Here is a 22,852-nt window from a genome sequence, read left to right on the forward strand (position 1 = left end):
AGGGAATTTTAATGGCAACATTATTGCAAAAATCGAAGGTTATGAAGGTTGCTGGCCTGTCACTTGTGGTGTTACTGGCAGCCTGCTCCAGCGATCAGCGCTATAAACGTCAGGTCAGTGGTGATGAGGAATACCTTAACGCCGCGCCATTGAAAGTATTAAATGTGCCGCAAGGGATTACATTGCCTGCACAAAATGGTGAATACGACATTCCAAAAACGACCTCAACAGGTCCAGTTGGGAAAGCGTTAGATATTCGTCCACCAGTACTGACGATTTCGCAATTAGCTGGTTCGCGTACGGAAAATAGCGCTGATGCAAGCCGTTTGTTGCTAGAAAACACACCTGAAAATAGTGCTTTATGGTCACAAGTTACGATGATTTTAGAGCAACGTAACATTCCAGTTTCATCGAAAGATGACGGTACTCACTCCATTGAAACTGATTGGATAAAATGGACGCGTGCTGACGAAAACATTCCGATGGAAAGTCGTCATAAAGTGTCAGTTAAACCTGAAAATGGCATGATAGCCTTGACGGTGACTAACTTAGGTATGCGTCAAGGTGATGAAACTATTACGGATGTTGTTGAAATTCAACGTTATAACAAATTGTTATTAAATGAATTAACTGACAACTTGTATGCGTTACGTGATACCTCAAATAAAAATAGCCTGCAAAACGCCTATGGCATCATTGATGTGCAAACTGGCAGTGATGATACTGGCTTACCGCTGATTGTTGTCCGTGCACCGTTTGATGCTGTATGGGAACGCTTACCACACACTTTAGAAAGCGTGGGGATGAAAGTGGGTGACCGCACGCGTTCAACAGGTTCAGTGATGGTGACTTATAAAGGTTTAAGCAGTTCTGAGTGGCAAGCGTTGGGCATTGATGACCCAACTGTGCCTGAAGCAGACTATAAAGTGCAAGTGGGCGACTTAAACAACCGTAGTACGTTGCAGTTTATTTCGACAAAAGGCGTTGCATTAACGCAGAAACAAAATGACGAAATGGTTGCAGCATTAAAAGCGGCGTTCAGTAAAGCCCCAGCAAAAAAATAATCACTCAGTTTTGATGGTTAAAAAATAGAAGCCGTGGCGTTATTAGCCACGGTTTTTTTATGGGAAAAGAAATAATAGTGATCGATTATTTATATTAATAATCGATACTCGTCACGTATATTTTGATTGATTTATCATCAGAAATTTTTCGGATATACCTTATTTAATATCAATAACACCGCAGAGGCGAAACGTGCATAATCATTCGGCGCAACCCACAAAAAACGGTAGCAACGATATTATGCCAAGGAAAATTTCAGGCACAGAATTTAACCAAAAATTACGCATCACCCGCCGAAATGTAGAAGACACCTCACATTTTTTAGCGGAAGGAGTGAGTGAATTTGCACTCCCTGGTTTTGTTTTACCTAACGGTTATCGTTTAGTGAAATCCCGAGAGAAGGATCAATACCGCTTAATTGCAGAAGGCGAGAAGCCTGAAACGGTGTACTTGGTTGAACTGCGGTTTCGACGGGACATCGTAATAGGGAAAACCACGTGTACTCAGGTTAAAGTGTGGCGAACTTTTGCGCCTAATCATAAAATGACTATCAAGGATTTACCTGAAAGGTTTTTCATTTATTTGCTCAATACGTACAATATTATGGTGACGGATGAAGAACAAACTGAAGATGGGCAACGCTTTTGGGAGAATATGATTAACTGGGCATTTTTTAATCATTACTTTGTCTACGCATCTAATGGCGAAGAAGAGAGGCCCCTTGCTCGTATTGCAAATATGGAGGATTTTTACCTTAACTGGATGGACGTGTACTGGGGGAAAGACAAGGATAATCATCCACATAGATTAGTTGTTATCAGCCAATCACCATTGAACCAGTCCAAATAATAAAGCTGATCATTAATCAGTTCATTTATCAATACTCTTCCTTTTATTATCAACTATATAGTTGGCTAATTAGTTATTGGTAAATTAAAAACGAATACCTCATGAGCGAAAAACAAATGGACAAAAAATCAGTGTTTATCGTTAAGTAATCGTTTGCGTCAAACGTGAAATTTTATTATCATAATAGGCATTGAAAGATAAAATATTGAATATCAGTAAGTTAGATTAACGATACGGTTTGATGGTTAACTGACTGAAACAGAGCGAAAAATTAACTGAGAAAAGGCATTTTTATCTGTTTTCCATTTTCCGTTAATTTTGTGTTCTGCAAAACAGCGTCACAAAATCTATTCACCTATTGTTTTTCTCTATAGTTCAATCACATCTCTGGAGTGTGTAAGATGCAAAAGAAAGCTGAGTTGTATCGTGGCAAGGCAAAAACTGTCTATACCACTGAGGATCCTGATCTGTTAGTTCTGGAATTCCGTAATGATACATCAGCACTCGATGGTGAGCGTATCGAGCAATTTGACCGTAAAGGCATGGTTAATAACAAGTTTAACCACTTCATTATGAGTAAGTTAGAAGAAGCGGGTATTCCAACACAAATGGAAGCGTTACTGTCCGACACCGAAGCTCTGGTCAAAAAATTAGACATGGTGCCTGTTGAGTGCGTGATCCGTAACCGTGCTGCGGGCTCATTAGTGAAGCGTTTAGGTGTTGAAGAAGGGATGGTATTAAACCCGCCATTATTTGACCTGTTCTTAAAAGATGATGCTAAACACGATCCAATGGTTAACGAATCTTACTGCGAAACGTTTGGCTGGGTGAGCAAAGAAAATCTCGCTAAAATGCGTGAGCTTAGCTACAAAGCTAATGATGTATTAAGCAAGATTTTTGCAGATGCAGGTTTGATTCTAGTTGATTTTAAATTGGAGTTTGGTTTATTTAACGGCCAAGTGGTTCTGGGTGATGAGTTTTCCCCTGATGGTAGCCGTTTGTGGGATAAAGAAACACTAAACAAAATGGATAAAGACCGTTTTCGCCAAAGTCTTGGTGGTTTGATCGAAGCTTATGAAGAAGTTGCGCGTCGCATCGGGGTTCAATTAGATTAATTATTTCCTATAAAATAGAATGACTTTAGCCTGCTTAGCAGGCTATTTTTTTATCTCATCAAGATGAAGAAAATTTTTAACCCATGCTTTAGGTGTGACGGGTGCGGTTGATAATGCCAACGTTTGGCTCAATGAAATCAAGGTTGGAGCAGGGAGCTCAGACTCAACTTGTAATGCATTATGATTGAGCACCTCTATTGGTGAGCCATCTGCAATCAGTTTTCCATGGGATAAATGTAGTACCCGCTTAAAATGGCGCGCCACAAAGTCAAAGTCATGGCTAATAGTCACAATAGTAGTGCCTTTAATACGTTGTAAATCCAACCAATTTTCAAACCGCTGCATCCATAACGCATCGAAGTCACGGCTCGGCTCGTCGAGTAAGATTAGCGATGGCGAGACGGCTTCTAAACAGGCGACTGCAACCATTCTGCGTTGCCCTGCATGCAGGTCGAGTGGGTGTTTGTCCGCAACATCAGTTAAGTGGCAAGCTTCCAATGCATTTTGTACACGTTCAGTAATGACCTCTTTTGGCAGCTTTTTTCGTTTTAATCCAAATGCGACTTCGGCTTTTACTGTACTGTGAAAAATTTGCTTTTCCGCCTCTTGAAATAAGATACCGACTTGGTTAGCGCGTTGAGGGGTTGTTAATTGTGCGAGGGGCTGGTTATGTAGCAGTAAATCACCTTGGTTAGGGGATAATAACCCCGCTAAAAGTCGCAAAAGTGTCGATTTCCCTGCGCCATTATCACCGACAAGCGCAACCCATTCACTTGCCTGTACATTGAATGATAAATCAGAAATATTATTGATATTTGAACTTGGCCAGCGGTAACTGACGTTATTGAGTTGTAGCATATAACACCTTAAACGCATCAATTAATTGTGTTTCATCACGAGGGATTGAACTTTGCCATTCGCCGAGGTTAATTAACTCCCCAATCGCACGCCATGCATCGGGCATATTAATCGTGGCAATTGAGCTCGGAAAAATTGTGTTTAAAGAACCACTGGAGAGCATTCTTCCTGCTTCAGAAAATGCCTTACCGCTACTGAGTAAAAGGTAGTCTTCACAGTAATTGATAGCGGGTAATAAATTACGCTCAAATAATATGATGCAGCAATTGGTGTGAATTGAATAGTGTTTCAATTGAGACAATAGGCGCTGCGTCGCACTGGGGGTCAATCGACTAAAAGCTTCATCTAACAACAATAATTTGGGACGCATCGCCAGGGCACTTGCCAAAACAACACGTTGTGCTTCGCCACCAGATAAGGTCGCAGGGTGCCGATGCCTGAGTGGCTCACAAAAAGTGAATGCGATAGCATGTTCGATACGCTGAGCGATTTCATCGGGTGACAAGCCTAAGTTCTCGGGGCCAAAGGCGATTTCTTGTTCGACGGTAAATGTGCAGCCAGAAAGTTGCAACTGAGGGGATTGCTGAATAAGTTGACGTGTAACAGACGCTTGAACTAATGCGTTATTTACCAGCGGTTGTTGTAAGACGTTTGCTATCCCTGTTAATTCACCGTGTAATAAATCCCCATGCCAACCAGCAAGAAGCTGTGCTAATGTGCTTTTTCCACTACCATTTCCTCCCAATACGCAAAGCCATTGGCCTGCATTAAGCTGGAGATCAATGGGCCCCAGTAACGAGTGCTGTGCACCTTGGGGAATAAATTGCATTTGCTGTAAATTTACCACCACAGAGCTAACCCACCTTCAATAAATATCAATAATAACAGGCTGTAACGTAATATAACTTGCCAGTAGCTATCCGCAGGTGGATTCAACGTTGTGCGTTTGGTGCTATAGCGAAACGCATGCATATCCAGAGCTCCGCCACGAATACTTAGCTCGCTTAATGTATTGCTGGCTAAGGGGAACAAAATAGCGGGTAATGAAGTGCATCGTTGCCAAAAATTACCGTCAAGTGGAACACCTCTTGCTAATTGTGCTTCACGGATAATATTCAGTTGTTGCTTAAGTTGTTCGACAAGTAATAATGGCCCAGCAAGAAGGTAAGAAAAGCTAGCAGGTAGTCTGCTAGCAAATAAAGCACGGATAAACCGCTCAGTTGGTACATATTGCAGCCAAATTTGTGAACAACTGATAATTGTTAACAACTTAAACCATAAGGCTAAAGCAAACTCAGGTCGGCTATTTTTCAGTGTTTCACCTGTCAGCAATTGTGCGAACCACCCTCCATGTATTAGCCATAAACCTAATGCCATTGGGATCATAAACCATGCAACAATTTTCCAGCGAGAGCGAGCTGGGCGCCATGATAGTAAAGCAAGAAATGTACTACACCCCAGCAGAATCAATGGCCAGTCTAGCGGTAATAACAATGCACTGGCACTGAGCCAAAGCCACAACGTCAGTGAGGTGAACGGGTGCATTTAGCGCACCTTCGCCATATTTGGGTAGTTGCGTTGCACACGTTCAGGTAATTGTCGAACTAATAACCATGCAACGAGTGCTGAGATGATCTTATCGGCAATATTTGCCCCTAAAACGGTGATAGCAACGGATTCAAGTAAGTTATCACCCACAGCATGGAAATAGGCGACAAAGAAATCGGCGCCACTGCCTGTTGTGCCGCCAAATAAATACGTTCGAATTGGCACGGCAACAATCATTAACGCGAAGGTGATCGCAACGCCTGATAAAATCACTCTTGGTAATGTGCGAAAACCGCCAGCACGTGCTAAAAGGCCCGCACTTAAACCTATCATCATTGCAACGGGGGCAAAAGCCGCTGCGATTGGACCACTTAGAAGCCCCCATAATAAGTTGGTCAATAATCCGCTAGTGAGAGCAGCCCAAGGCCCTGCGAGTAAGGCGCAAATTAATGTTCCGATAGAATCAAGAAAAATAGGCAGCTTTAACATGGAGCTTAATTGGCCTACAACCATATTGATCGCAATTGAAAAAACAATTAGCGTTAGGGTGCGGCTGGAAACAAACGATGATTTACTCATAAAAAAATGATTCCTTGCAAAATAAAATAGAAAAATTAGCGTGAAATAACAACAAGTTCTTCATAACCAGAAAGGGAGCAGGGTTCCCGTGTAAAGGCAATATTTTCAAGTTCACCAATGACTAATTCCAATGTTGTTCTAACACTACAACCAGGCATCATATGACCGCCTCGCATGTGGCCTTTTTCATCAGAAACGGATAAATGCAGGTGTTCACCATTGGCTTCTAAGGTGCCAATTAATGAAACAATTTCAAATTTTCCACGGATATGGTCGGCATCTTCTTGGCCAGCAAAGCGTAATGCAACATTCGTAAGGCTCCCTACACAGCCTGCAATAAAGGCGGCTTGGAACCCATGTAGGGCAATCTGTTTTCTTAAGGTTAATAAAACGTCGTCACCTGGAAGTAAGCGGATCGCAATAAAACGTGCATTTGAATAAAGGGGTAATGCTTGGGTCATGTTTTCAATCCTAGAGTTGAAATTGTGCTGAATGTCGCACAAGCATGTAAAACATTAAAATGATAAATAATGCTAGGTTATAAGTTTTTGTGTATTGATTGCTCTGGGGCATTATACGCAATAATTGATGCGTTTCTGGGGGGATAAGACATGTGATGCAAACTTCAGGAAAACCCTCTACGAGTTGGTGTTTATAGTGAGGAAAATCAAAAAAAAAGGCAGATAAAAAAATAAAGAGTGATGAATATTCCAAGAATTTAACTTAGGTTTTCAATCGAGAGGTTAAATTCCAGTGCAGTCATGGTTTATTTTTTCATTTTGCTTGTTTGCCATGGATTATACTGGGAGGTGGAGATTCATTAAGAGGAGCATGACGCGAGTTTTAATCATATCCCGCTCTTGGGTTTTTGATGCTTATTTGTATCAAAATCCCCATTGTTACTCATGCGTATTTGAAACTTCATGTTTAGGTGAATAAAAACACAGATTTAATAGTGAATATGGCTAATAATAAAAAGAGTTGATGTAATTATTTGCTTCTTAACTAATGACCCAATAACATGTTTTAAAATAAGTTATTTTGCTACTTACAAAAAATTGCCAGTTCTACAGGGAAAAATCTATGAGTCACGTTGACCCCACATTAATCATTCTTTTGGTCTTAGCTGGGTTAGGAATAATTAGCCATAATATGACAGTAACACTTGCCATGTTATTTTTATTGGTTGTACGAATAACACCACTAAATAATTATTTTCCTTGGATTGAAAAGTATGGATTAACCATCGGGATCTTGATTTTAACTATTGGGGTAATGGCTCCGATTGCGAGTGGTAAAATCAGCGCGAGTGAAGTCTTGGGCTCATTTTTAAATTGGAAATCCATTCTGGCAATCGTCATTGGTGTCGCGGTTTCTTGGTTAGGGAGCCGCGGGGTCGCGTTAATGTCAAACCAACCCTCGACTGTCGCTGGGTTGCTTGTTGGCACCGTGATTGGTGTTGCCTTATTTAGAGGTGTGCCTGTTGGGCCTTTGATTGCTGCAGGGATATTATCATTATTAATTGGGAAATCTTAATCACCTCATGAATGATTTGCTGTCTGCCTGCGTTGAGCAGCTGCGTATGTTTGGTTTTCGCCGCTTATTGGTTTTATCTGGCGACGATGAATGGATTACTCAGCGGTTAGTTGAACTACAAACCACCTTAACAGGGGATTGGCTGACACTTTCCTCTGATTTATCTAACAGTGTGTTACCAGAGAATGCTCACTTATTGTTAGGACGTGAATTCTTGCATGGTATTTTTGATGCACGCAAGGGTATTCATAGTGAAGCACTTGCGATGCTAGCAGGCTCACTAAAGGCGGGCAGTTTGCTGGTTTTTTGCACGGTAGCGCAAGAGACATGGCCTAATCACCTAGACATTGATAGTCTGCGCTGGAATGAACAGCATGGCATGATCTCAACACCCAATTTTGTGCGCCATTTGCAACGTGCTATGTGCGCCTCCGATGATGTCATCTTTTACCAGCAAGGCAATACAGTACGCGTAAAATTACTGAGCAATAGCCCTGTTTGGTTACCACCAACTGGGCAATTAACAGCGCAGCAGCAGCAGGCCTTAAATCAACTATTATCAGCGTCAACAGGGGTTTGGGGGATTATTGCGCCAAGAGGCCGTGGGAAATCAACGGTCGCAGGTCAGCTAATACAACAATGGCTAGGGGAATGTTGGTGCTGTGCACCCGCTAAAGTCTCCACTGAAGTGCTAGCACAACATGCTGTTAAACCACTGCATTTTTGGGCGCCAGATGCTTTACTCGCTTATTGTCAAGCGGGTCATAAAATAACAGCAGATTGGTTGGTTATCGATGAGGCCGCTGCTATCCCGAACTATATATTATGCCAATTAGTTGATTATTTTCCTCGTGTGTTATTAACGACCACGGTTGATGGCTATGAAGGTACAGGGCGCGGTTTTGTGTTGAAGTTTTGTGCAAGCTTACCCAATTTTACGCCTTTAAATCTCGATGAGCCGATTCGTTTTGCACGGCATGACCCGTTAGAAAAATGGCTAAATCAAGCACTGTTATTGCAAGAGCCAAATTCAACTTCAAATTCAACTTTGACTTCGCATTCGATTATTGAATATCAATCAATTAGCCAGGACGAATTGGCAAGGAATGAGCGTAAATTAACCGCATTTTATGGTTTGTTAATGAGTGCTCATTATCGAACATCACCATTAGATTTACGTCGTTTATTAGATGCAAACAAACAGCATTTCATGGCCGCCTCTAGCCAACAAATGGATGAACACTATTTAGCTGCGCTATGGATGGTGGATGAGGGGTTATTAGATGAAGAATTAAGTTGGCAAGTTTGGGCGGGTTTACGTCGTCCTCGAGGGAATCTAGTCGCTCAATCGTTAGCGGCGCATAGTTATTTTCCGCAGGCAGCACAGTGGAAGTCGCGAAGGGTGATGCGCATTGCTGTCGATGCACATTATCGTCGCCAGCAAATTGGTCTGACATTAGTTGAACAACAAAAGCAGGATTGTATCATACAAGATATTGATTTTCTTTCTGTTAGTTTTGGCCTAACGCCTGATTTATATGCATTTTGGCAAAAAGCAGGGTTTAGTTTACTTCGTATTGGGTCACAGAAAGAAGCAAGTAGCGGGTGTTATACAGCGATGGCGATTTTACCGCTTTCCTTAAGCGCTAAGCAATTATGCGAATACGGTAAAATCTTGCTTCAACGGGATCTTTACTGGCGAAGAGATTTAGCGGATTTCCCCCTTTGTTCAACGGATGAACAACAGCTTAATCAAGAAGATTGGGTTGAACTTATTGGTTTTAGTGAGTTTAAGCGGCCAGTTGCAGCCAGTCAAAGTGCTATTTTGCGCTTTTTGGCTCAATATTCTGATCCAGCCCCTCTTTTAAGACATTATTTCGAACAGGATAAGCCACTGTCTCAAATATGCGAAGAATTCAAGCTAACAGGCAAAAAACAGTGGTTGGATTGTGTGCGAAAGCAGGTTGGTGTTTTTGTCAGGCAATACCAGCCAGCGCTGTTATCTGAGATTGTTCAAAAGGTGATTACTTTTTGTCCTTAGGCCAATCATCTTCATCATCCCACAGGTGGTTATTATCTTTGTGGGGAGGAACCTCTGGTTTATCATCAAGAAACTTTTTAGGGTCAAGCTTCATCATTTCTTTGACGGAGTTCCAAATCAGTCCAACCAAGAGAAGCGGAATTATCCACCAGTAGTCTGCTAGCCATTGCATTTTTATCACCATTTATCATTTTTGCTTTTTCGTCGAGCCAGTTATATTGTGTTTATATCACTAATGAGAGTGACACGATATAACTCAACGATTTCACTGATGGGTTTAAACAGGGAAAAGCGACTTTTCACTAAACCTATTTGCGATTACAGTATATCATTGATATTACTGTGAGTTACCACATATTTATCAGGGTTTTTACGTTTACATGAGTTTGCAAGGGAGCGCAGGCAAATTTGAAAAAAATCCTTCTTATTATTTTGGGTTGGCTGGCGGTGGCGCTTGCATTTGCAGGCGTAGTATTGCCTATTTTACCAACAACGCCATTTTTATTATTCGCTGCATGGTGCTTTTCACGCTCCTCGCCGCGTTTTCATCAGTGGTTATTGTATCGCTCTTGGTTTGGTGGTTATTTACGTCATTGGCAGAAGTATAGAGGACTGCCTAAAGGTGCTAAGCCTAAAGCGATTATTTTGATTTTACTCACTTTTTCATTATCAATTTGGGTTGTGAGCTATTTGTGGTTGAAAATAGGCTTGTTTGGATTACTTTGTTGGTTGCTTTATTTTATGTATCGGCTACCTGTCGTTGACGAGGCCATACAAACGCGTGATAAAACAACCCCATAAGTCAATATCTAGCTTATGGGGTTGCATTGAATTAAAAAGAAGGGTTAAACGTTACTCTGGAATTTTAATATAGTGGTTAAAAATATAGCCTAGGTTATTGATTAACCAATTTTTCCCAAGAATATCTTCTTTTTCCAAAACATTTTTGATGACCTCGGGTGTTAACAATTGTTCTGCTTCGTGTGAAAGCGGCCAATAGCTAATATGCCAAGGTTCATAGGCAACACCTGAATCCCTTGCAGTGAAAGGACGGTAAAAATCAAAGGTGGCCATATTGTCTGACAACCAATCATTTAGCGGTGCAAGGTAACCACCTGTGTCGTACTCCCAAGGCTCTAATTGCAACGTTTGCCCAGCTGGAATGCGTAAGGGGTCATAAACATCAATCTCAGTTCCCCAATGGTGACGACTTGCACCAGGTAGTGCAGACCAGTGCAAAATGGCCTCACAAAGTTGACCTTCAGAAAGTTGGGTAATATCCAGGGGCTGGCTGTTGGCATCCAGCACAGGGCGTTTACCTGAAAACTTCTCATTCCATATCAGTTGTTGCCGTGAAAAATCACGAAACGCACTGGCTGATTGTAATTTAAAGCCTGCTTTTGCTGCGGCTTGCTGCATTGCAAGAAAGGCTTTGGTTGCATTAAATTGCAAACGGTGAGGCCCCCCCAGAGTGACCAAGTGATCCGTTGAGCGGCCAGTGAGCATTTCAATGGTGATCATAGAATGAGTAACTCCATTATCCGTTCATAAATCAAAGCCAACTGCTGTAGGTCATCGACACTAACGCATTCATCAACCTTATGGATTGTGGCATTTAAAGGCCCTAGCTCTATGACTTGTGTCCCCATTTGTGCGATAAATCGACCATCAGAGGTACCACCGCTGGTGGATAATTCCGTAGTACGGCCTGTTAATTCTTGAATTGCTTGTAAGGTTGCCGAAACTAACTTGCCACTATCCGTTAAAAATGGCTGACCAGATAACGACCATTCAATTTTATATTCTAGTCCATAGTGCGAAAGCATTTCTGTGACCCTGTCACGAATTACAGTGTCTGTTAGCTCTGTACTAAAACGGAAGTTAAATTGAATAAATAATTCACCAGGAATGACATTACTCGCCCCTGTACCCGCATGAATATTGGCAATTTGCATGGTAGTTGCAGGGAAAAATGCATTACCGTTATCCCATGTTGTTGTCGTTAGCGCTTGTAAAAAGGCTGCTGCACGATGGACAGGGTTATCGGCGAGGTGTGGATAAGCAACGTGACCCTGTGTACCAAGAATAGTTAAATCAGCGGTAATAGAACCACGGCGCCCATTTTTGATGATGTCGCCTAGCGTTGATTGGCTAGAGGGCTCACCCACCAAGCAGTAATCAACGGTTTCGTTACGCTGGATCAGCGCCTCAACAACTTTAACTGTGCCATCATGGGCGTCAGCTTCTTCATCAGAGGTAATCAGAAAGGCTAAACGACCTTGGTGAGTAGGGTGTTTTTCGACAAAACGCTCAGCAGCTACAATCATAGCGGCAACAGAACCTTTCATATCTGCTGCGCCACGACCATATAGATGTTGGTTAATAATTGTTGGAGTGAATGGTGGCGTTTGCCAGTTTTCGCTATTTCCCGCGGGAACAACATCAGTGTGACCTGCAAACGCGAGTGTTGTTCCAGTACCGCGGTGAGCCCAAAAATTGAGTGTATGACCAAAGGGCATTGGTTCAACGGTAAAACCAATTTTTTGTAGCCTTTCGGTGAGTAATGCTTGGCAGCCTTGGTCATCAGGGCTAATCGAGGGGCGTGAAATAAGCTCTTTTGCTAATTGAATAACAGGACAATCCATTTATACCACCTAACTACTGAGTAAAAGTTTGGTACTCATCGGCACTAAAACCGACCAGATAGCGATTATCTGCTGAAACTAAAACAGGGCGTTTAATCATTGCTGGCTCAGCAAGTAATGCTTGCTTTGCACTTGTTGCGTCAACCACTGCATTTTTTTGCTCATCACTGAGTTTACGCCATGTTGTGCCTCGTTTATTGACTAAAACCTCCCAATCAATGTGTTCCATCAATACAGAAAGTAAGGCATCGTCTAGGCCATCAACCCGATAGTCATGGAATTGATAGTCGACCCCGTTGTCTTCTAAGTAGCGACGTGCTTTTTTGATGGTGTCACAGTTTTTAATTCCGTACATGATATAAGGAGAAGAAGGGGTTTTAGACATACAGTTTTCCTCTAAAGCAAATGATTTATCTTACATAATGCGGGAAAATGCATTATGGGTCTACCCCCAACAATATAAATAAAAGTAGGTATTTATTACGTTGGTTATAATGAATGTCTTATATAATCATTATAACCAATACTTATTATATAAATGAGTGGTTGAATAATTCATATTGGTTATTTTGAACGCATGTAAATTAAGCTGGCTTCGAGTCGAGAACGCACGCGCAGTTTTTTTAGAATATTTCGAATGTGTACTTTAACGGTTTCTTCAGAAATAAAAAGTAACTTAGAAATTTCTCTGTTTTTTAACCCCGCGGCAAGCTCATGCAGAATTTCACATTCCCTTCGTGTTAATGTGGATAGTGGGTCATTAGATTGATGGCGAGTCATTAAATGTTGATAAATTTTTTCACTGAATACATGTTGCCCTACAGAGGCCTTTTTCATGCTGTAATATAGCATATCAAGTTCACTACTTTTTAATAAATAACCTTGGGCTCCTGCATCAATAGCACCGTATATATCGGTTTTAATTGTAGATGCGGATAAAACTAATAGATAGCTATTTAAGCATTGTTTGCGGAGCATCCGAATGGTTTCAAAGGTTTTATTGCCATGCATATTGGTATCTATCACGATAAGATCGGGCTGTAGATGTGTTGCAATACTTAATGCTTCGGTACAATTACAGCTTTCTGCCATTACAACGAAGTGTTCATCGGTATTGATGAGCTGACGCAATCCAAAGCGTATAATAGGGTGCTCATCAACAATCATTACTGTGTAATTAGACATAGAGGGTTCCTTTGTTATGTCTGAAACGTTACGAACTATTTGGACAGGTGTGATAGAAATAATCACTATTTTGACGTTAATATAACCATTTTTATTATTTAATATGCTAATGGCTATGAGTTTAATATGTGTAATATTATTTGACATTGCTGAGATAAAATATGTAAAGCGCAATTTAAATATGAAATTAAGATAACTTTTACTGATTTTTGATAATACATTAATTCTGGAAAATTAATATCGGTAATTTGAATAATTTAAATGATACTTAATTAATAATAAGGGCGGAATTAATTAATATATAATTAATGTATTAATTAAGTAAAAAGTTAAGTGACATATACATTATCAATTTATAATGATTATATTCATAGTATGTTTTTTATTTAATTAAATAGGCTAGAGGTTCACCTCACCATGCCGTCTGAGAAAAAAGCTAAATGATACGTTTAAATGCAGATGTTTTATCCAGTCTGCTGTTGCAAATTCCTGCTTATCAAAAGATTTTTCTGGAAATTGCCAGCATGATCATGATTTGCTAGCGAGATGTGTTTATACTGTTATCGCTCTTACCTTACCTATTTTGAAAGGACTTGACGATGGATGATAAATTAAAACAAAGTGCTCTTGATTTTCATGAGTTTCCACATCCAGGGAAAATCACGGTTACCCCTACAAAACCTTTAACGACCCAGCGTGACCTTGCCTTAGCGTATTCTCCTGGCGTTGCTGTGCCATGCCTTGAAATTGCTGATGATCCACTTAAAGCCTATCGTTATACAGCGAAAGGTAATTTGGTGGGAGTGGTATCAAACGGAACAGCTGTTCTTGGCTTAGGGAATATTGGCGCCTTAGCGGGTAAGCCCGTTATGGAAGGGAAAGGGGTTCTATTCAAAAAGTTTTCTGGCGTTGATGTCTTTGATATTGAAGTCGATGAAACTGATCCTGATAAATTGGTTGATATTATTGCCTCACTTGAACCGACCTTTGGTGGGATCAACTTAGAAGATATCAAAGCGCCAGAGTGCTTTTATATTGAGCAAAAATTACGTGAGCGCATGAAAATTCCTGTGTTCCACGATGACCAGCATGGTACGGCGATTATTTGTACAGCAGCGGTAATTAACGGCCTGCGTATTGTGAAAAAAGAGATTGGCGATGTTCGCTTAGTGGTCTCGGGTGCAGGTGCTGCATCAATCGCATGTATGAATTTGTTGGTTGCATTAGGCCTTAAACGTGAAAATATCACAGTTTGTGATTCAAAAGGTGTGATTTATAAAGGCCGTGATGAACGCATGGATGTTACGAAAGCCGCTTATGCGATTGAAGATAATGGTCAACGTACTTTAGCTGACGCTATTCCAAATGCGGATATTTTCTTAGGCTGCTCAGGCCCACGCTTATTGACACCAGAAATGGTGAAAACGATGGCGAAAGACCCTCTCATTTTAGCGCTGGCGAACCCAGAACCTGAAATTTTACCACCACTGGCGAAAGAAGTTCGCCCAGATGCCATTATCTGTACAGGCCGCTCTGATTACCCAAATCAAGTTAATAACGTATTATGTTTCCCATTCATTTTCCGCGGCGCGCTGGACGTTGGGGCAACGACTATTAACGAAGAAATGAAACTGGCTTGTGTTTATGCTATCGCCGATTTGGCACTTGCAGAACAAAGTGAAGAAGTTGCTTCAGCATATGGCAACCAAGACTTATTTTTCGGCCCAGAATACATCATTCCTAAACCATTTGACCCACGTCTGATTGTTAAGATTGCCCCCGCGGTGGCGAAAGCTGCGATGGATTCAGGTGTGGCCACTCGCCCAATTGCAGATTTCGATGCCTATATCGAAAAATTAAACCAATTTGTTTATAAAACAAATTTATTTATGAAACCGATTTTCTCTCAAGCGAAAACAGCGAAAAAACGCATTGTTTTAGCGGAAGGGGAAGAAGAGCGCGTATTGCATGCAACGCAGGAGCTGGTTTCATTAGGTTTGGCATTCCCAATTTTAGTGGGTCGCCCAAGTGTTATTGAAATGCGTATTCAGAAACTGGGCCTACATATTGAATTAGGCAAAGATTTTGAAGTGGTCAACAATGAAAATGACCCGCGCTATAAAGAATACTGGCAAGAATATTACCAAATCATGAAGCGTCGTGGGGTGTCGCAAGAAATGGCTCGCCGTGCCGTGATCAATAACCCAACGTTAATTGGCGGTATCATGGTGTTACGTGGTGAAGCTGACGGTATGATTTGCGGTACAGTAGGCAGTTATGGCGAACACTATGAAGTAGTAAAAGATCTATTTGGTTTCCGCGAAGGCGTCCATACGGCAGGTGCAATGAACGCCTTATTGCTGCCAACCGGTAACACTTTTATTGCCGATACTTACGTCAATGAAGACCCAACCCCTGAAGAGTTGACCGAAATTACCTTGATGGCTGCAGATACGGTACGTCGCTTTGGTATTGAGCCAAAAGTGGCTTTATTATCACGCTCAAGTTTTGGTTCTTCCGATTGTCCTTCTGCACAAAAAATGCGCGATACCTTAGCTATGATCAAAGCTCGTGATCCGCACCTTGAAATTGATGGTGAAATGCATGCAGATGCAGCGTTGGTTGAGTCCATTCGTAAAGATGTGATGCCAGATAGCCCATTAAAAGGGTCTGCTAACTTATTAATTATGCCTACGATGGAAGCTGCACGTATTAGTTATAACTTACTGCGTGTGACCAGTTCTGATGGTGTGACTGTCGGTCCAGTATTAATGGGTGTAGCGAAACCTGTGCATATTTTAACGCCAATTGCCTCTGTTCGTCGTATCGTGAACATGGTGGCGCTGGCGGTTGTTGAGGCACAAACTAACCCACTCTAATATGGCAGTCGGTTTGTATTTAAATTAAGCATAAAAGGGCTTTCGTATTTATATGAGGCCCTTTTTTAATTGAAAATGATTATCATTATCTGTATTTTGTGTGCTTCATCTGCATACTGGAAAATAAAATAATGATATCAAAACGCTTTATTGGAAAAACAATCACATTACTGGCAGGCCTAGTGTTACTGGTGGGGTGTGTTCAGAAATCCCCGCAAAAAACACTTCAACTCGATCATAAACTCGTAGAAAAAAATCAATTGATTGATTTATCTTCAGGGAAATCAATCACCCCAGAACAACTGGTGCAACAACTCGCTCAATCTTCCCATGTGATTGTGGGCGAAAAGCATGACAACCGTTATCACCATCAAATAGAGCAGTGGTTAGTCCAAGAAATGCAGCAGGTCAGGCCGCAAGGTGCGGTTTTACTAGAGATGATGACACCATCGCAACAAAAAGAATTCAATAGAGCAAAAACGGAATTGCAGGGAAATGCTTATATTCGTGATGAGCGGCTACAAACAGCGATCAAATGGAATACGGGTTGGCCATGGGAGCAGTACGGCGAGCTGATTAAACATGTATTAGTGCAACCTTATCCTGTGTTAGCCGCAAACTTAGATAAAGATGTGATTACAAAGGCTTATGCAAATCCGCCTAAATTGACGGGAGCACATTCAACTCAACCCGTTGTACAAGAGATTATTAGTAAAACGATTGAATCTTCACATGGTGGTGAATTGACAGCTGAACAAGTCACCAAAATGACGGTTATCCAACAAATGCGTGACCGCGCAATGGCTAACGCTTTAATTAACGCACCACAACCTGCATTACTGTTTGCGGGTGGATATCATGCAACTCGTGCGATTGGCGTGCCTCTTCACTTACAAGATTTATCACCAGAAACTGAATTTAAGGTATTAATTATCTCTGAAAAAGGCAGTGAGATTGATAATTTACATGCTGATTACGTCTGGTATACCCCAACAAGTGATTAATAGTCAGGCTAATTAAGCTAAATAAATATTAATAATGTGAATGAATTAGCACTATTTGTAATAAATGGTTTTCATTTGCATTTGTTATTGATTATCATTTGCGTTCTTTGTTGTTACATGAAAGATTAAAATGTCGACGATCACTTTTGAATACGGTAGAACGACGAAAACCAGTGGCGCTTTTGCTTTGGCTGTTATTCTGCATGTTGCGGTTATTCTCCTTTTTTTTAAAATTACGGAAAATGATTGGCAATATTTATTACCGCCACCTTCAGTGGTTATGGAAATTTCCATTGAATCACAAGCTAAACAGTTAACTGAAACTAATATCGGTGAAACTCAAGAGCTCGCGATAGCAAGCCAAGCACAAGAATCGGTTATGGATGATGTTGTCACTCCTTCAGTGCCAATTAACGAAGAGGCTGAAGTGTTGGTGACAAAGGTGGAAAAAAAGAAAACTGAGCCAGTGCCTAAAAAAGAACGCAAGGACGTGAAAAATAAGCGAATTAGCGAGTTGGAAAGTGATAACTCAAAAGCCAGTGCTGCCCCAGTGACAAGCGATGCGGCGGCAAAGCAACAAACAGATCGCGTTGCGGCTGCATTTAACAGCCATGCTCAATCAGATGATGAGCAACGCCAATGGGAAGCGCTAGTTCTTGGGCAACTGAATAAATTTAAACGCTATCCTGAAGATGCTAGACGGCGTAATCGCGTTGGAAGGCCCGTGATTAAATTTGAGGTAGATGCACAGGGATATATCGTGAATAGTGCATTAGTCAGAAGCTCAGGTACAAACTCATTAGATAGAGAAGCGCAACGGGTACTCACTCGAGCTGAGCCCTTGCCAGTACCCCCTGCCGATATGTTAACTCAAGGCAAAGTGACGGTGGAATTGCCGATTGATTTTACGATTGAAAATAAATAATCAGGGTAAAAAATGCGAACGCACTTAAATAGATTGTCAGGCTTATCAGGAGCCGTTAAATTTTGTCTTATTGCATTATTGGGATTACAGACAAGCGCAGTGTTTGCGGAGGAACGAATGACAGCACCGATGGCCAAAAAGCAGCCACATACGATGACAATCCACGGAGATACCCGTGTCGATAACTATTATTGGTTAAGGGATGACGAGCGTAAAGCGCCAGAGGTCATTGACTATCTCACCCAAGAAAATGCCTATACACAGCAAGAGCTTAAATCAGGTGAGTCATTAAAAAAAGCAATTTACGACGAGTTATTCTCACGGATGAAACAAGATGACGAGTCAGTTCCGTACGATTTTAATGGCTATACTTATCGCACTCGTGTTGTTGCTGGAAAAAATTATGCAATTTATGAAAGACGCCCTGTAAATAGCCAAGGTGAATGGACTGTTTTAGTCGATGGTAACCAACGTGCGGAAGGTACAGAATATTATCGTATGGGGGCGTTAACAATTTCACCCGATAACACGATAATGGCAATTGCAGAGGATAGACAAGGGCGTAATGAATTCGCGGTTTCATTTCGTAAAATTAATGAAAGCCAGTGGCAAAATGATGTGTTGATGAATACATCAGGCAATATTGTTTGGGCGAATGATAACCAAACTTTATTCTATGTGAATAAAGACAAGCAAACGTTATTACCATATCAAGTGGTTAGCCATAAGTTAGGCACAAAACAAGCGCAAGACAAACTGCTTTATGAAGAAAACGATGATACGTTTTACGTGAGTTTAAGCAAATCGACTTCGAAAGAGATCATTTTTATTGGCATTACCAGTACTGAGACATCCGAATATCGGATTATCGATGCTAACCAACCTGATAAAGCGATTGAAACCTTTAAACCTCGCCAAACGGGTGTGGAATACTACCCTGATCATTTCAATGGGAAATTCTATATTCGTTCAAACCATCAAAACCCATTATTTGGTTTGTACACTAATAACAATGCAGAAAAACATGATGATTTTTCGGCATGGTCGACGTTGATTGCTCCTCGCGATGATGTTGATTTAGAAGGATTTGAACTCTTTAATAACTGGTTAGTGCTTGAAGAGCGGGCGAATGGTTTGGTGAATATTCGCCAAATTGATTGGCAAACTCAGCAAGAAAATTATGTGACGTTTGACGACCCTGCGTACATGGCATGGATATCAAATAATCCAGAACCTAATACTAACAAATTGCGTTATGGCTATTCATCGATGACTACGCCGTCTTCTGTGTATGAAATCAATATGCAAACGCAAGAAAAACAGTTACTAAAACAAGAAGATATCAAAAATTTTGATAAGGCAAATTACCAAAGTGAACGTTTATGGATAACGGCTAACGATGGCGTAAAAGTCCCCGTTTCACTGGTTTATCGCAAAGACCTCTTTAAACAAGGCAAAAACCCATTACTTATCTATGGCTATGGGGCGTATGGTTATGGTTTGGACCCTTCATTTAGTTCATCAAGATTGTCTCTGTTAGATCGCGGTTTTGTCTATGCTATCGCACATATTCGTGGTGGTGGTGAACTGGGTAAAAAATGGTATTTGCAAGGAAAAACTATTCATAAAATGAATACCTTCACTGACTTTATCGATGCGACCAATGCGCTTATTGACCAAGGTTATGGAAAAAAAGGGCATATTTATGCGATGGGGGGGAGTGCAGGTGGTTTATTAATGGGGGCGATTGTGAATATGGCGCCTGAGTTATATGAAGGCGTGGTTTCTGCGGTTCCATTTGTGGATGTTGTGACGACAATGCTTGACCCTTCTATTCCATTGACCACGGGGGAATATGATGAATGGGGAAACCCTGAAAATGAAGAGGCTTATTGGCGCATAAAATCCTATAGTCCTTATGACAATATTAAAGCACAGCGTTATCCACATATGTTGGTCACCACAGGCCTGCATGATTCTCAAGTTCAATATTGGGAACCCGCTAAATGGGTGGCAAAATTACGCGATATGAAACAAGGCAATTCTTTATTATTATTGGAAACTAACATGAACGCAGGGCACGGCGGGAAATCTGGGCGTTTTAATGCACTTGATGATATTGCTCTGGATTACAGTTTTCTTTTAATGCTAGAAGATAAAGCTAAATACTTTCCTTATTTAAAATAATTTATTCAATCTAATAATAACCCCCTAAATGTGTGAATATATTTAGGGGGAAACATTTTTTGATAATTCAATTATGGGTATTGAATTTATCTTTTTTATATTGGAATGCACTGTGGGCGTGAATAGAAATATTGCGTTTACAGGAATGGTTTAAATGAAAAATAAAATAATAATATTGAGTGCGAGTATGGTTTTTACTGGTGCTCAGGGGATTGCTTTCGCTGAAAATACACAGCAAGAAAATCAAGGTAAAGAAAAGGTTGTTAAATTTAGCCAATTAAAAGTCTCAGGTGCGCAAAAACAAACGCCTTTGGTTAAAGCACTGGAAAAACCAGGTGCTTACAGTGCTGTTGGAACTGAAAATAAGTTACAAGGTATGGATAAAATTATCCGTACTATGCCAGGGACGTACACCCAAATGGATGGTAGCCAAGGCACAATTAATGTAAATATTCGAGGCCTGAGCGGTTTTGGTCGCGTTAATATGATGGTGGATGGTGTCACACAAAGTTACTACGGTATTTCGCCTAGCCAATACACGCATGGGCAACAGCCCAATAATGATTTCGGCGCGTTAATTGACCCTAATTTTATTGTTGAAGTTGATGTAGAAAAAGGGCAATTAAATGGCAGTAATAGTGTGAATGCTTTAGCTGGTAGCGCAAACTTTCGTACTCTTGGTATTGATGATGTAATTTTTAAAGATAATTTATATGGACTACGTAGCAAAGGAAGTTGGGGAGATAACGGGCTTGGCTATAACGGTATGGTTTCCGTTGCAGGAAAAACATTATTAAATGATGGGGAAGGATATTTTGGTGGTTTAATTGCCATCAGCGGTCACAATATTCCCGGAAGTTATAAAAATGGTGCGGGATATGACAGTGATGATTTTGCAACGGATTCAACGTTCAAACAAAAGCCTCAATCACAATTAACCAAATTAAAATATAAACCCAATGATACACATGAATTAGAGTTTAGCGGCCGTTTTTTACAAAATAAATTAACTCGCCGTAAAATTGATAGTGAAGATTATTACCTTAAATATAAATATACGCCATTAAATGAACTAGTGGATATTGAGGTGTTGGCAAACCACAGTAATAGCAACCAAAAGTTTGAAGGGGATTCCCTTGGGTGGGCTTTAAGAGAGGGCGGGTCTAAAAATATTGCAGATGGCCTTAATATCTCAAATACGAGCCGATTTTCTTATGGAGATGTCGATTTTCAATGGAAAATCGGTTCTAAATTATCGAAAACGAAATACCAAAAGACAGTAAGCTCAGTTATTGATGATGACACATTAAAATATAACCCTTTTTCCCCAGAAGGCATACTGGATTTATCCAGCGGTTATACGCAACTAGAAGCGAAATACGATATTTATACGGCGGTATTTGATTTGAATTATATGCACTACCGTTTAAAAGGTTATAAACCCGCTTGCGATGAAACTGAGAAATGTTTCCCTCAGGAAGAAGCTAATATTAACTTAAAAGAGAGTGGTTTTAACCCTGGAGTATTACTTTCTGCTGAAATCATACCTGAATTCCAGCCTTTTGTGAGTTATGCACATTCAATGAGGGCACCAAATTCACAGGAAGTTTTTTATTCGCAAAATGGCGGACAAAGTATGAACCCATTTTTAAAAGGTGAAAGAGCAAATACGTGGCAGGTTGGGTTTAACAGTTTAAAACCTGATTTATTTGTTGAAGGCGACCAATTTAATCTGAAAGCGTTGTGGTTTAATACAAAAATTAAAAATTACATTACGAGCAAGCCATATTTATTGTGTAAGCCAACAAATGCGGTTGAATTAGAATGGTGTTTGATGAACGATGATGTTTGGGACAACGAATTTCCGAATATTACTCAAAAAAGCTATATCTATTCGAATGAAATAAAAGACGTTAATTTGCGTGGTTATGAACTGCAAGCAAACTATGATGCAGGTGTATTCTATTCAATGCTTTCTTATACAAAAGAGACTGGAGACCAGCCTACGTCCATTGCGAAAACCGCAGATTTTAGTGCAGGAGATTTTACGGAACTACCTGATTATTATCTAACTTTAGATTCAGGTGTCCGTTTATTGGATGAAAAGTTAACATTGGGAACGACGGTTACATGGACTGGGCCATCCAAACGTATTGGTGTTGAATCTATTGTAGATAATGAAGGGAATGCTTTAAAAGATAAATATGAAAAGCAGCCAACCGTGATTGATTTATACACCGATTATGAAATCAACAAGAACGTCAAATTGATGATGACAATAAATAACGTAACAAATAAAAATTATTCTGATGCACTAAACCGTTCAAATTCGACAGCAATTATGGAGGAACGTGGTAAACACAATGCGACGGCAAGAGGGCGTACCTATATGTTGGGTGGGCAAATTCGTTTCTAATTAGGGTTAAAATATGGGTT

21 protein-coding genes are annotated in these 22,852 nt (G+C 40.6%); 11 read left to right on the forward strand and 10 right to left on the reverse strand.

The window, feature by feature from the left end:
• Nucleotides 1–11: 11 nt before the first annotated feature.
• The 3 genes from bamC to purC all read left to right on the forward strand — a co-directional run bounded on the left by bamC (nucleotide 12) and on the right by purC (nucleotide 3,029).
• Entirely contained in the window at nucleotides 12–1,064 is a 1,053-nt protein-coding gene (gene bamC / locus AABS66_RS05055) for an outer membrane protein assembly factor BamC (protein WP_206086561.1), read from the forward strand.
• Nucleotides 1,065–1,257: 193 nt separating this feature from the next.
• Nucleotides 1,258–1,914 carry a hypothetical protein gene (locus AABS66_RS05060; protein ID WP_430224631.1) on the forward strand — a complete coding sequence of 219 codons (657 nt, stop codon included), beginning with the start codon at nucleotides 1,258–1,260 and terminating at the stop codon, nucleotides 1,912–1,914.
• A gap of 401 nt (nucleotides 1,915–2,315) precedes the next feature.
• Nucleotides 2,316–3,029 (forward strand): phosphoribosylaminoimidazolesuccinocarboxamide synthase, encoded by a 714-nt coding sequence (gene purC, locus AABS66_RS05065; protein ID WP_206086563.1) that lies wholly within the window; start codon nucleotides 2,316–2,318, stop codon nucleotides 3,027–3,029.
• 42 nt (nucleotides 3,030–3,071) lie between these two features.
• On the opposite strand, the gene AABS66_RS05070 is transcribed toward purC, so the two are convergent.
• From AABS66_RS05070 to AABS66_RS05090, 5 genes are read right to left on the reverse strand one after another with little or no spacing between them, the layout of a single operon-like run.
• Complete coding sequence (locus tag AABS66_RS05070; RefSeq protein WP_375084269.1) at nucleotides 3,072–3,887, reverse strand: energy-coupling factor ABC transporter ATP-binding protein; 816 nt, start codon at nucleotides 3,885–3,887, stop codon at nucleotides 3,072–3,074.
• A complete protein-coding gene (locus AABS66_RS05075; RefSeq protein ID WP_206086565.1) occupies nucleotides 3,871–4,737 on the reverse strand; it encodes an energy-coupling factor ABC transporter ATP-binding protein in 867 nt (288 codons plus the stop codon). The genes AABS66_RS05070 and AABS66_RS05075 overlap by 17 nt, the downstream gene beginning before the upstream one ends.
• Nucleotides 4,728–5,432, reverse strand: a complete 705-nt coding sequence (locus tag AABS66_RS05080; protein ID WP_430224632.1) for an energy-coupling factor transporter transmembrane component T — start codon at nucleotides 5,430–5,432, stop codon at nucleotides 4,728–4,730. Before AABS66_RS05080 ends, AABS66_RS05075 begins: the two co-directional genes overlap by 10 nt.
• Entirely contained in the window at nucleotides 5,433–6,014 is a 582-nt protein-coding gene (locus AABS66_RS05085) for an ECF transporter S component (RefSeq protein ID WP_206086567.1), read from the reverse strand.
• Between the two features lie 35 nt (nucleotides 6,015–6,049).
• On the reverse strand, nucleotides 6,050–6,475 hold the full coding sequence (locus tag AABS66_RS05090; RefSeq protein WP_206086568.1) for a PPC domain-containing DNA-binding protein: 426 nt from the start codon (nucleotides 6,473–6,475) through the stop codon (nucleotides 6,050–6,052).
• Nucleotides 6,476–7,097: 622 nt separating this feature from the next.
• Here AABS66_RS05090 and AABS66_RS05095 point away from each other — a divergent pair.
• Both AABS66_RS05095 and AABS66_RS05100 read left to right on the forward strand, forming a co-directional pair.
• Nucleotides 7,098–7,550 carry a DUF441 domain-containing protein gene (locus AABS66_RS05095; RefSeq protein ID WP_206086569.1) on the forward strand — a complete coding sequence of 151 codons (453 nt, stop codon included), beginning with the start codon at nucleotides 7,098–7,100 and terminating at the stop codon, nucleotides 7,548–7,550.
• A gap of 7 nt (nucleotides 7,551–7,557) precedes the next feature.
• Nucleotides 7,558–9,591, forward strand: a complete 2,034-nt coding sequence (locus tag AABS66_RS05100) for a tRNA(Met) cytidine acetyltransferase TmcA (RefSeq protein ID WP_430224633.1) — start codon at nucleotides 7,558–7,560, stop codon at nucleotides 9,589–9,591.
• On the opposite strand, the gene AABS66_RS05105 is transcribed toward AABS66_RS05100, so the two are convergent.
• Nucleotides 9,575–9,763, reverse strand: coding sequence for a YpfN family protein (locus AABS66_RS05105; protein WP_047757402.1), 189 nt, complete (start codon nucleotides 9,761–9,763; stop codon nucleotides 9,575–9,577). The genes AABS66_RS05100 and AABS66_RS05105 overlap by 17 nt on opposite strands.
• Nucleotides 9,764–9,999: 236 nt before the next feature.
• Between AABS66_RS05105 and AABS66_RS05110 the strand changes: the two genes are divergently transcribed.
• The gene (locus AABS66_RS05110) at nucleotides 10,000–10,392 is read left to right on the forward strand and encodes a DUF454 family protein (protein ID WP_206086571.1); all 393 of its coding nucleotides are present in this window, start codon (nucleotides 10,000–10,002) and stop codon (nucleotides 10,390–10,392) included.
• A 51-nt stretch (nucleotides 10,393–10,443) separates the two neighbouring features.
• Here AABS66_RS05110 and AABS66_RS05115 read toward each other — a convergent pair whose 3' ends face one another.
• From AABS66_RS05115 to AABS66_RS05130, 4 genes are all read right to left on the reverse strand, one after another.
• Nucleotides 10,444–11,112, reverse strand: coding sequence for a M15 family metallopeptidase (locus AABS66_RS05115; protein WP_206086572.1), 669 nt, complete (start codon nucleotides 11,110–11,112; stop codon nucleotides 10,444–10,446).
• Nucleotides 11,109–12,236: a succinyl-diaminopimelate desuccinylase gene (gene dapE / locus AABS66_RS05120; protein WP_272539416.1), complete on the reverse strand. Its 1,128-nt coding sequence runs from the start codon at nucleotides 12,234–12,236 to the stop codon at nucleotides 11,109–11,111. Before dapE ends, AABS66_RS05115 begins: the two co-directional genes overlap by 4 nt.
• A gap of 13 nt (nucleotides 12,237–12,249) precedes the next feature.
• The gene (locus AABS66_RS05125; RefSeq protein ID WP_241016903.1) at nucleotides 12,250–12,621 is read right to left on the reverse strand and encodes an ArsC family reductase; all 372 of its coding nucleotides are present in this window, start codon (nucleotides 12,619–12,621) and stop codon (nucleotides 12,250–12,252) included.
• Between the two features lie 179 nt (nucleotides 12,622–12,800).
• Nucleotides 12,801–13,421, reverse strand: coding sequence for a LuxR C-terminal-related transcriptional regulator (locus tag AABS66_RS05130; protein WP_206086574.1), 621 nt, complete (start codon nucleotides 13,419–13,421; stop codon nucleotides 12,801–12,803).
• A 599-nt stretch (nucleotides 13,422–14,020) separates the two neighbouring features.
• Between AABS66_RS05130 and maeB the strand changes: the two genes are divergently transcribed.
• The 5 genes from maeB (at nucleotide 14,021) to AABS66_RS05155 (ending at nucleotide 22,832) form a co-directional block, all read left to right on the forward strand.
• Nucleotides 14,021–16,300: an NADP-dependent malic enzyme gene (maeB, locus tag AABS66_RS05135; protein WP_206086575.1), complete on the forward strand. Its 2,280-nt coding sequence runs from the start codon at nucleotides 14,021–14,023 to the stop codon at nucleotides 16,298–16,300.
• A gap of 131 nt (nucleotides 16,301–16,431) precedes the next feature.
• Nucleotides 16,432–17,304, forward strand: coding sequence for a ChaN family lipoprotein (locus tag AABS66_RS05140; protein WP_272539414.1), 873 nt, complete (start codon nucleotides 16,432–16,434; stop codon nucleotides 17,302–17,304).
• Between the two features lie 130 nt (nucleotides 17,305–17,434).
• Entirely contained in the window at nucleotides 17,435–18,229 is a 795-nt protein-coding gene (locus tag AABS66_RS05145; protein WP_430224634.1) for a TonB family protein, read from the forward strand.
• Between the two features lie 12 nt (nucleotides 18,230–18,241).
• Nucleotides 18,242–20,416 carry a S9 family peptidase gene (locus tag AABS66_RS05150; protein ID WP_206086578.1) on the forward strand — a complete coding sequence of 725 codons (2,175 nt, stop codon included), beginning with the start codon at nucleotides 18,242–18,244 and terminating at the stop codon, nucleotides 20,414–20,416.
• Between the two features lie 154 nt (nucleotides 20,417–20,570).
• A complete protein-coding gene (locus tag AABS66_RS05155; RefSeq protein ID WP_430224635.1) occupies nucleotides 20,571–22,832 on the forward strand; it encodes a TonB-dependent receptor in 2,262 nt (753 codons plus the stop codon).
• Nucleotides 22,833–22,852: the final 20 nt, after the last annotated feature.

It is taken from the genome of Providencia sp. SP181, assembly GCF_050446505.1.
In the GTDB taxonomy this organism is placed as follows: Bacteria; Pseudomonadota; Gammaproteobacteria; order Enterobacterales; family Enterobacteriaceae; genus Providencia; species Providencia vermicola.

Excerpts from the sequence above, each read along its gene's own strand:
- bamC (WP_206086561.1), top strand. The coding sequence starts at position 12 with ATGGCAACATTATTGCAAAAATCGAAGGTTATGAAGGTTGCTGGCCTG.
- purC (WP_206086563.1), top strand. The coding sequence starts at position 2,316 with ATGCAAAAGAAAGCTGAGTTGTATCGTGGCAAGGCAAAAACTGTCTAT.
- AABS66_RS05070 (WP_375084269.1), bottom strand. The coding sequence starts at position 3,887 with ATGCTACAACTCAATAACGTCAGTTACCGCTGGCCAAGTTCAAATATC.
- AABS66_RS05080 (WP_430224632.1), bottom strand. The coding sequence starts at position 5,432 with ATGCACCCGTTCACCTCACTGACGTTGTGGCTTTGGCTCAGTGCCAGT.
- AABS66_RS05085 (WP_206086567.1), bottom strand. The coding sequence starts at position 6,014 with ATGAGTAAATCATCGTTTGTTTCCAGCCGCACCCTAACGCTAATTGTT.
- AABS66_RS05090 (WP_206086568.1), bottom strand. The coding sequence starts at position 6,475 with ATGACCCAAGCATTACCCCTTTATTCAAATGCACGTTTTATTGCGATC.
- AABS66_RS05095 (WP_206086569.1), top strand. The coding sequence starts at position 7,098 with ATGAGTCACGTTGACCCCACATTAATCATTCTTTTGGTCTTAGCTGGG.
- AABS66_RS05100 (WP_430224633.1), top strand. The coding sequence starts at position 7,558 with ATGAATGATTTGCTGTCTGCCTGCGTTGAGCAGCTGCGTATGTTTGGT.
- AABS66_RS05105 (WP_047757402.1), bottom strand. The coding sequence starts at position 9,763 with ATGCAATGGCTAGCAGACTACTGGTGGATAATTCCGCTTCTCTTGGTT.
- AABS66_RS05115 (WP_206086572.1), bottom strand. The coding sequence starts at position 11,112 with ATGATCACCATTGAAATGCTCACTGGCCGCTCAACGGATCACTTGGTC.
- dapE (WP_272539416.1), bottom strand. The coding sequence starts at position 12,236 with ATGGATTGTCCTGTTATTCAATTAGCAAAAGAGCTTATTTCACGCCCC.
- AABS66_RS05125 (WP_241016903.1), bottom strand. The coding sequence starts at position 12,621 with ATGTCTAAAACCCCTTCTTCTCCTTATATCATGTACGGAATTAAAAAC.
- AABS66_RS05130 (WP_206086574.1), bottom strand. The coding sequence starts at position 13,421 with ATGTCTAATTACACAGTAATGATTGTTGATGAGCACCCTATTATACGC.
- maeB (WP_206086575.1), top strand. The coding sequence starts at position 14,021 with ATGGATGATAAATTAAAACAAAGTGCTCTTGATTTTCATGAGTTTCCA.
- AABS66_RS05140 (WP_272539414.1), top strand. The coding sequence starts at position 16,432 with ATGATATCAAAACGCTTTATTGGAAAAACAATCACATTACTGGCAGGC.
- AABS66_RS05145 (WP_430224634.1), top strand. The coding sequence starts at position 17,435 with ATGTCGACGATCACTTTTGAATACGGTAGAACGACGAAAACCAGTGGC.
- AABS66_RS05150 (WP_206086578.1), top strand. The coding sequence starts at position 18,242 with ATGCGAACGCACTTAAATAGATTGTCAGGCTTATCAGGAGCCGTTAAA.
- AABS66_RS05155 (WP_430224635.1), top strand. The coding sequence starts at position 20,571 with ATGAAAAATAAAATAATAATATTGAGTGCGAGTATGGTTTTTACTGGT.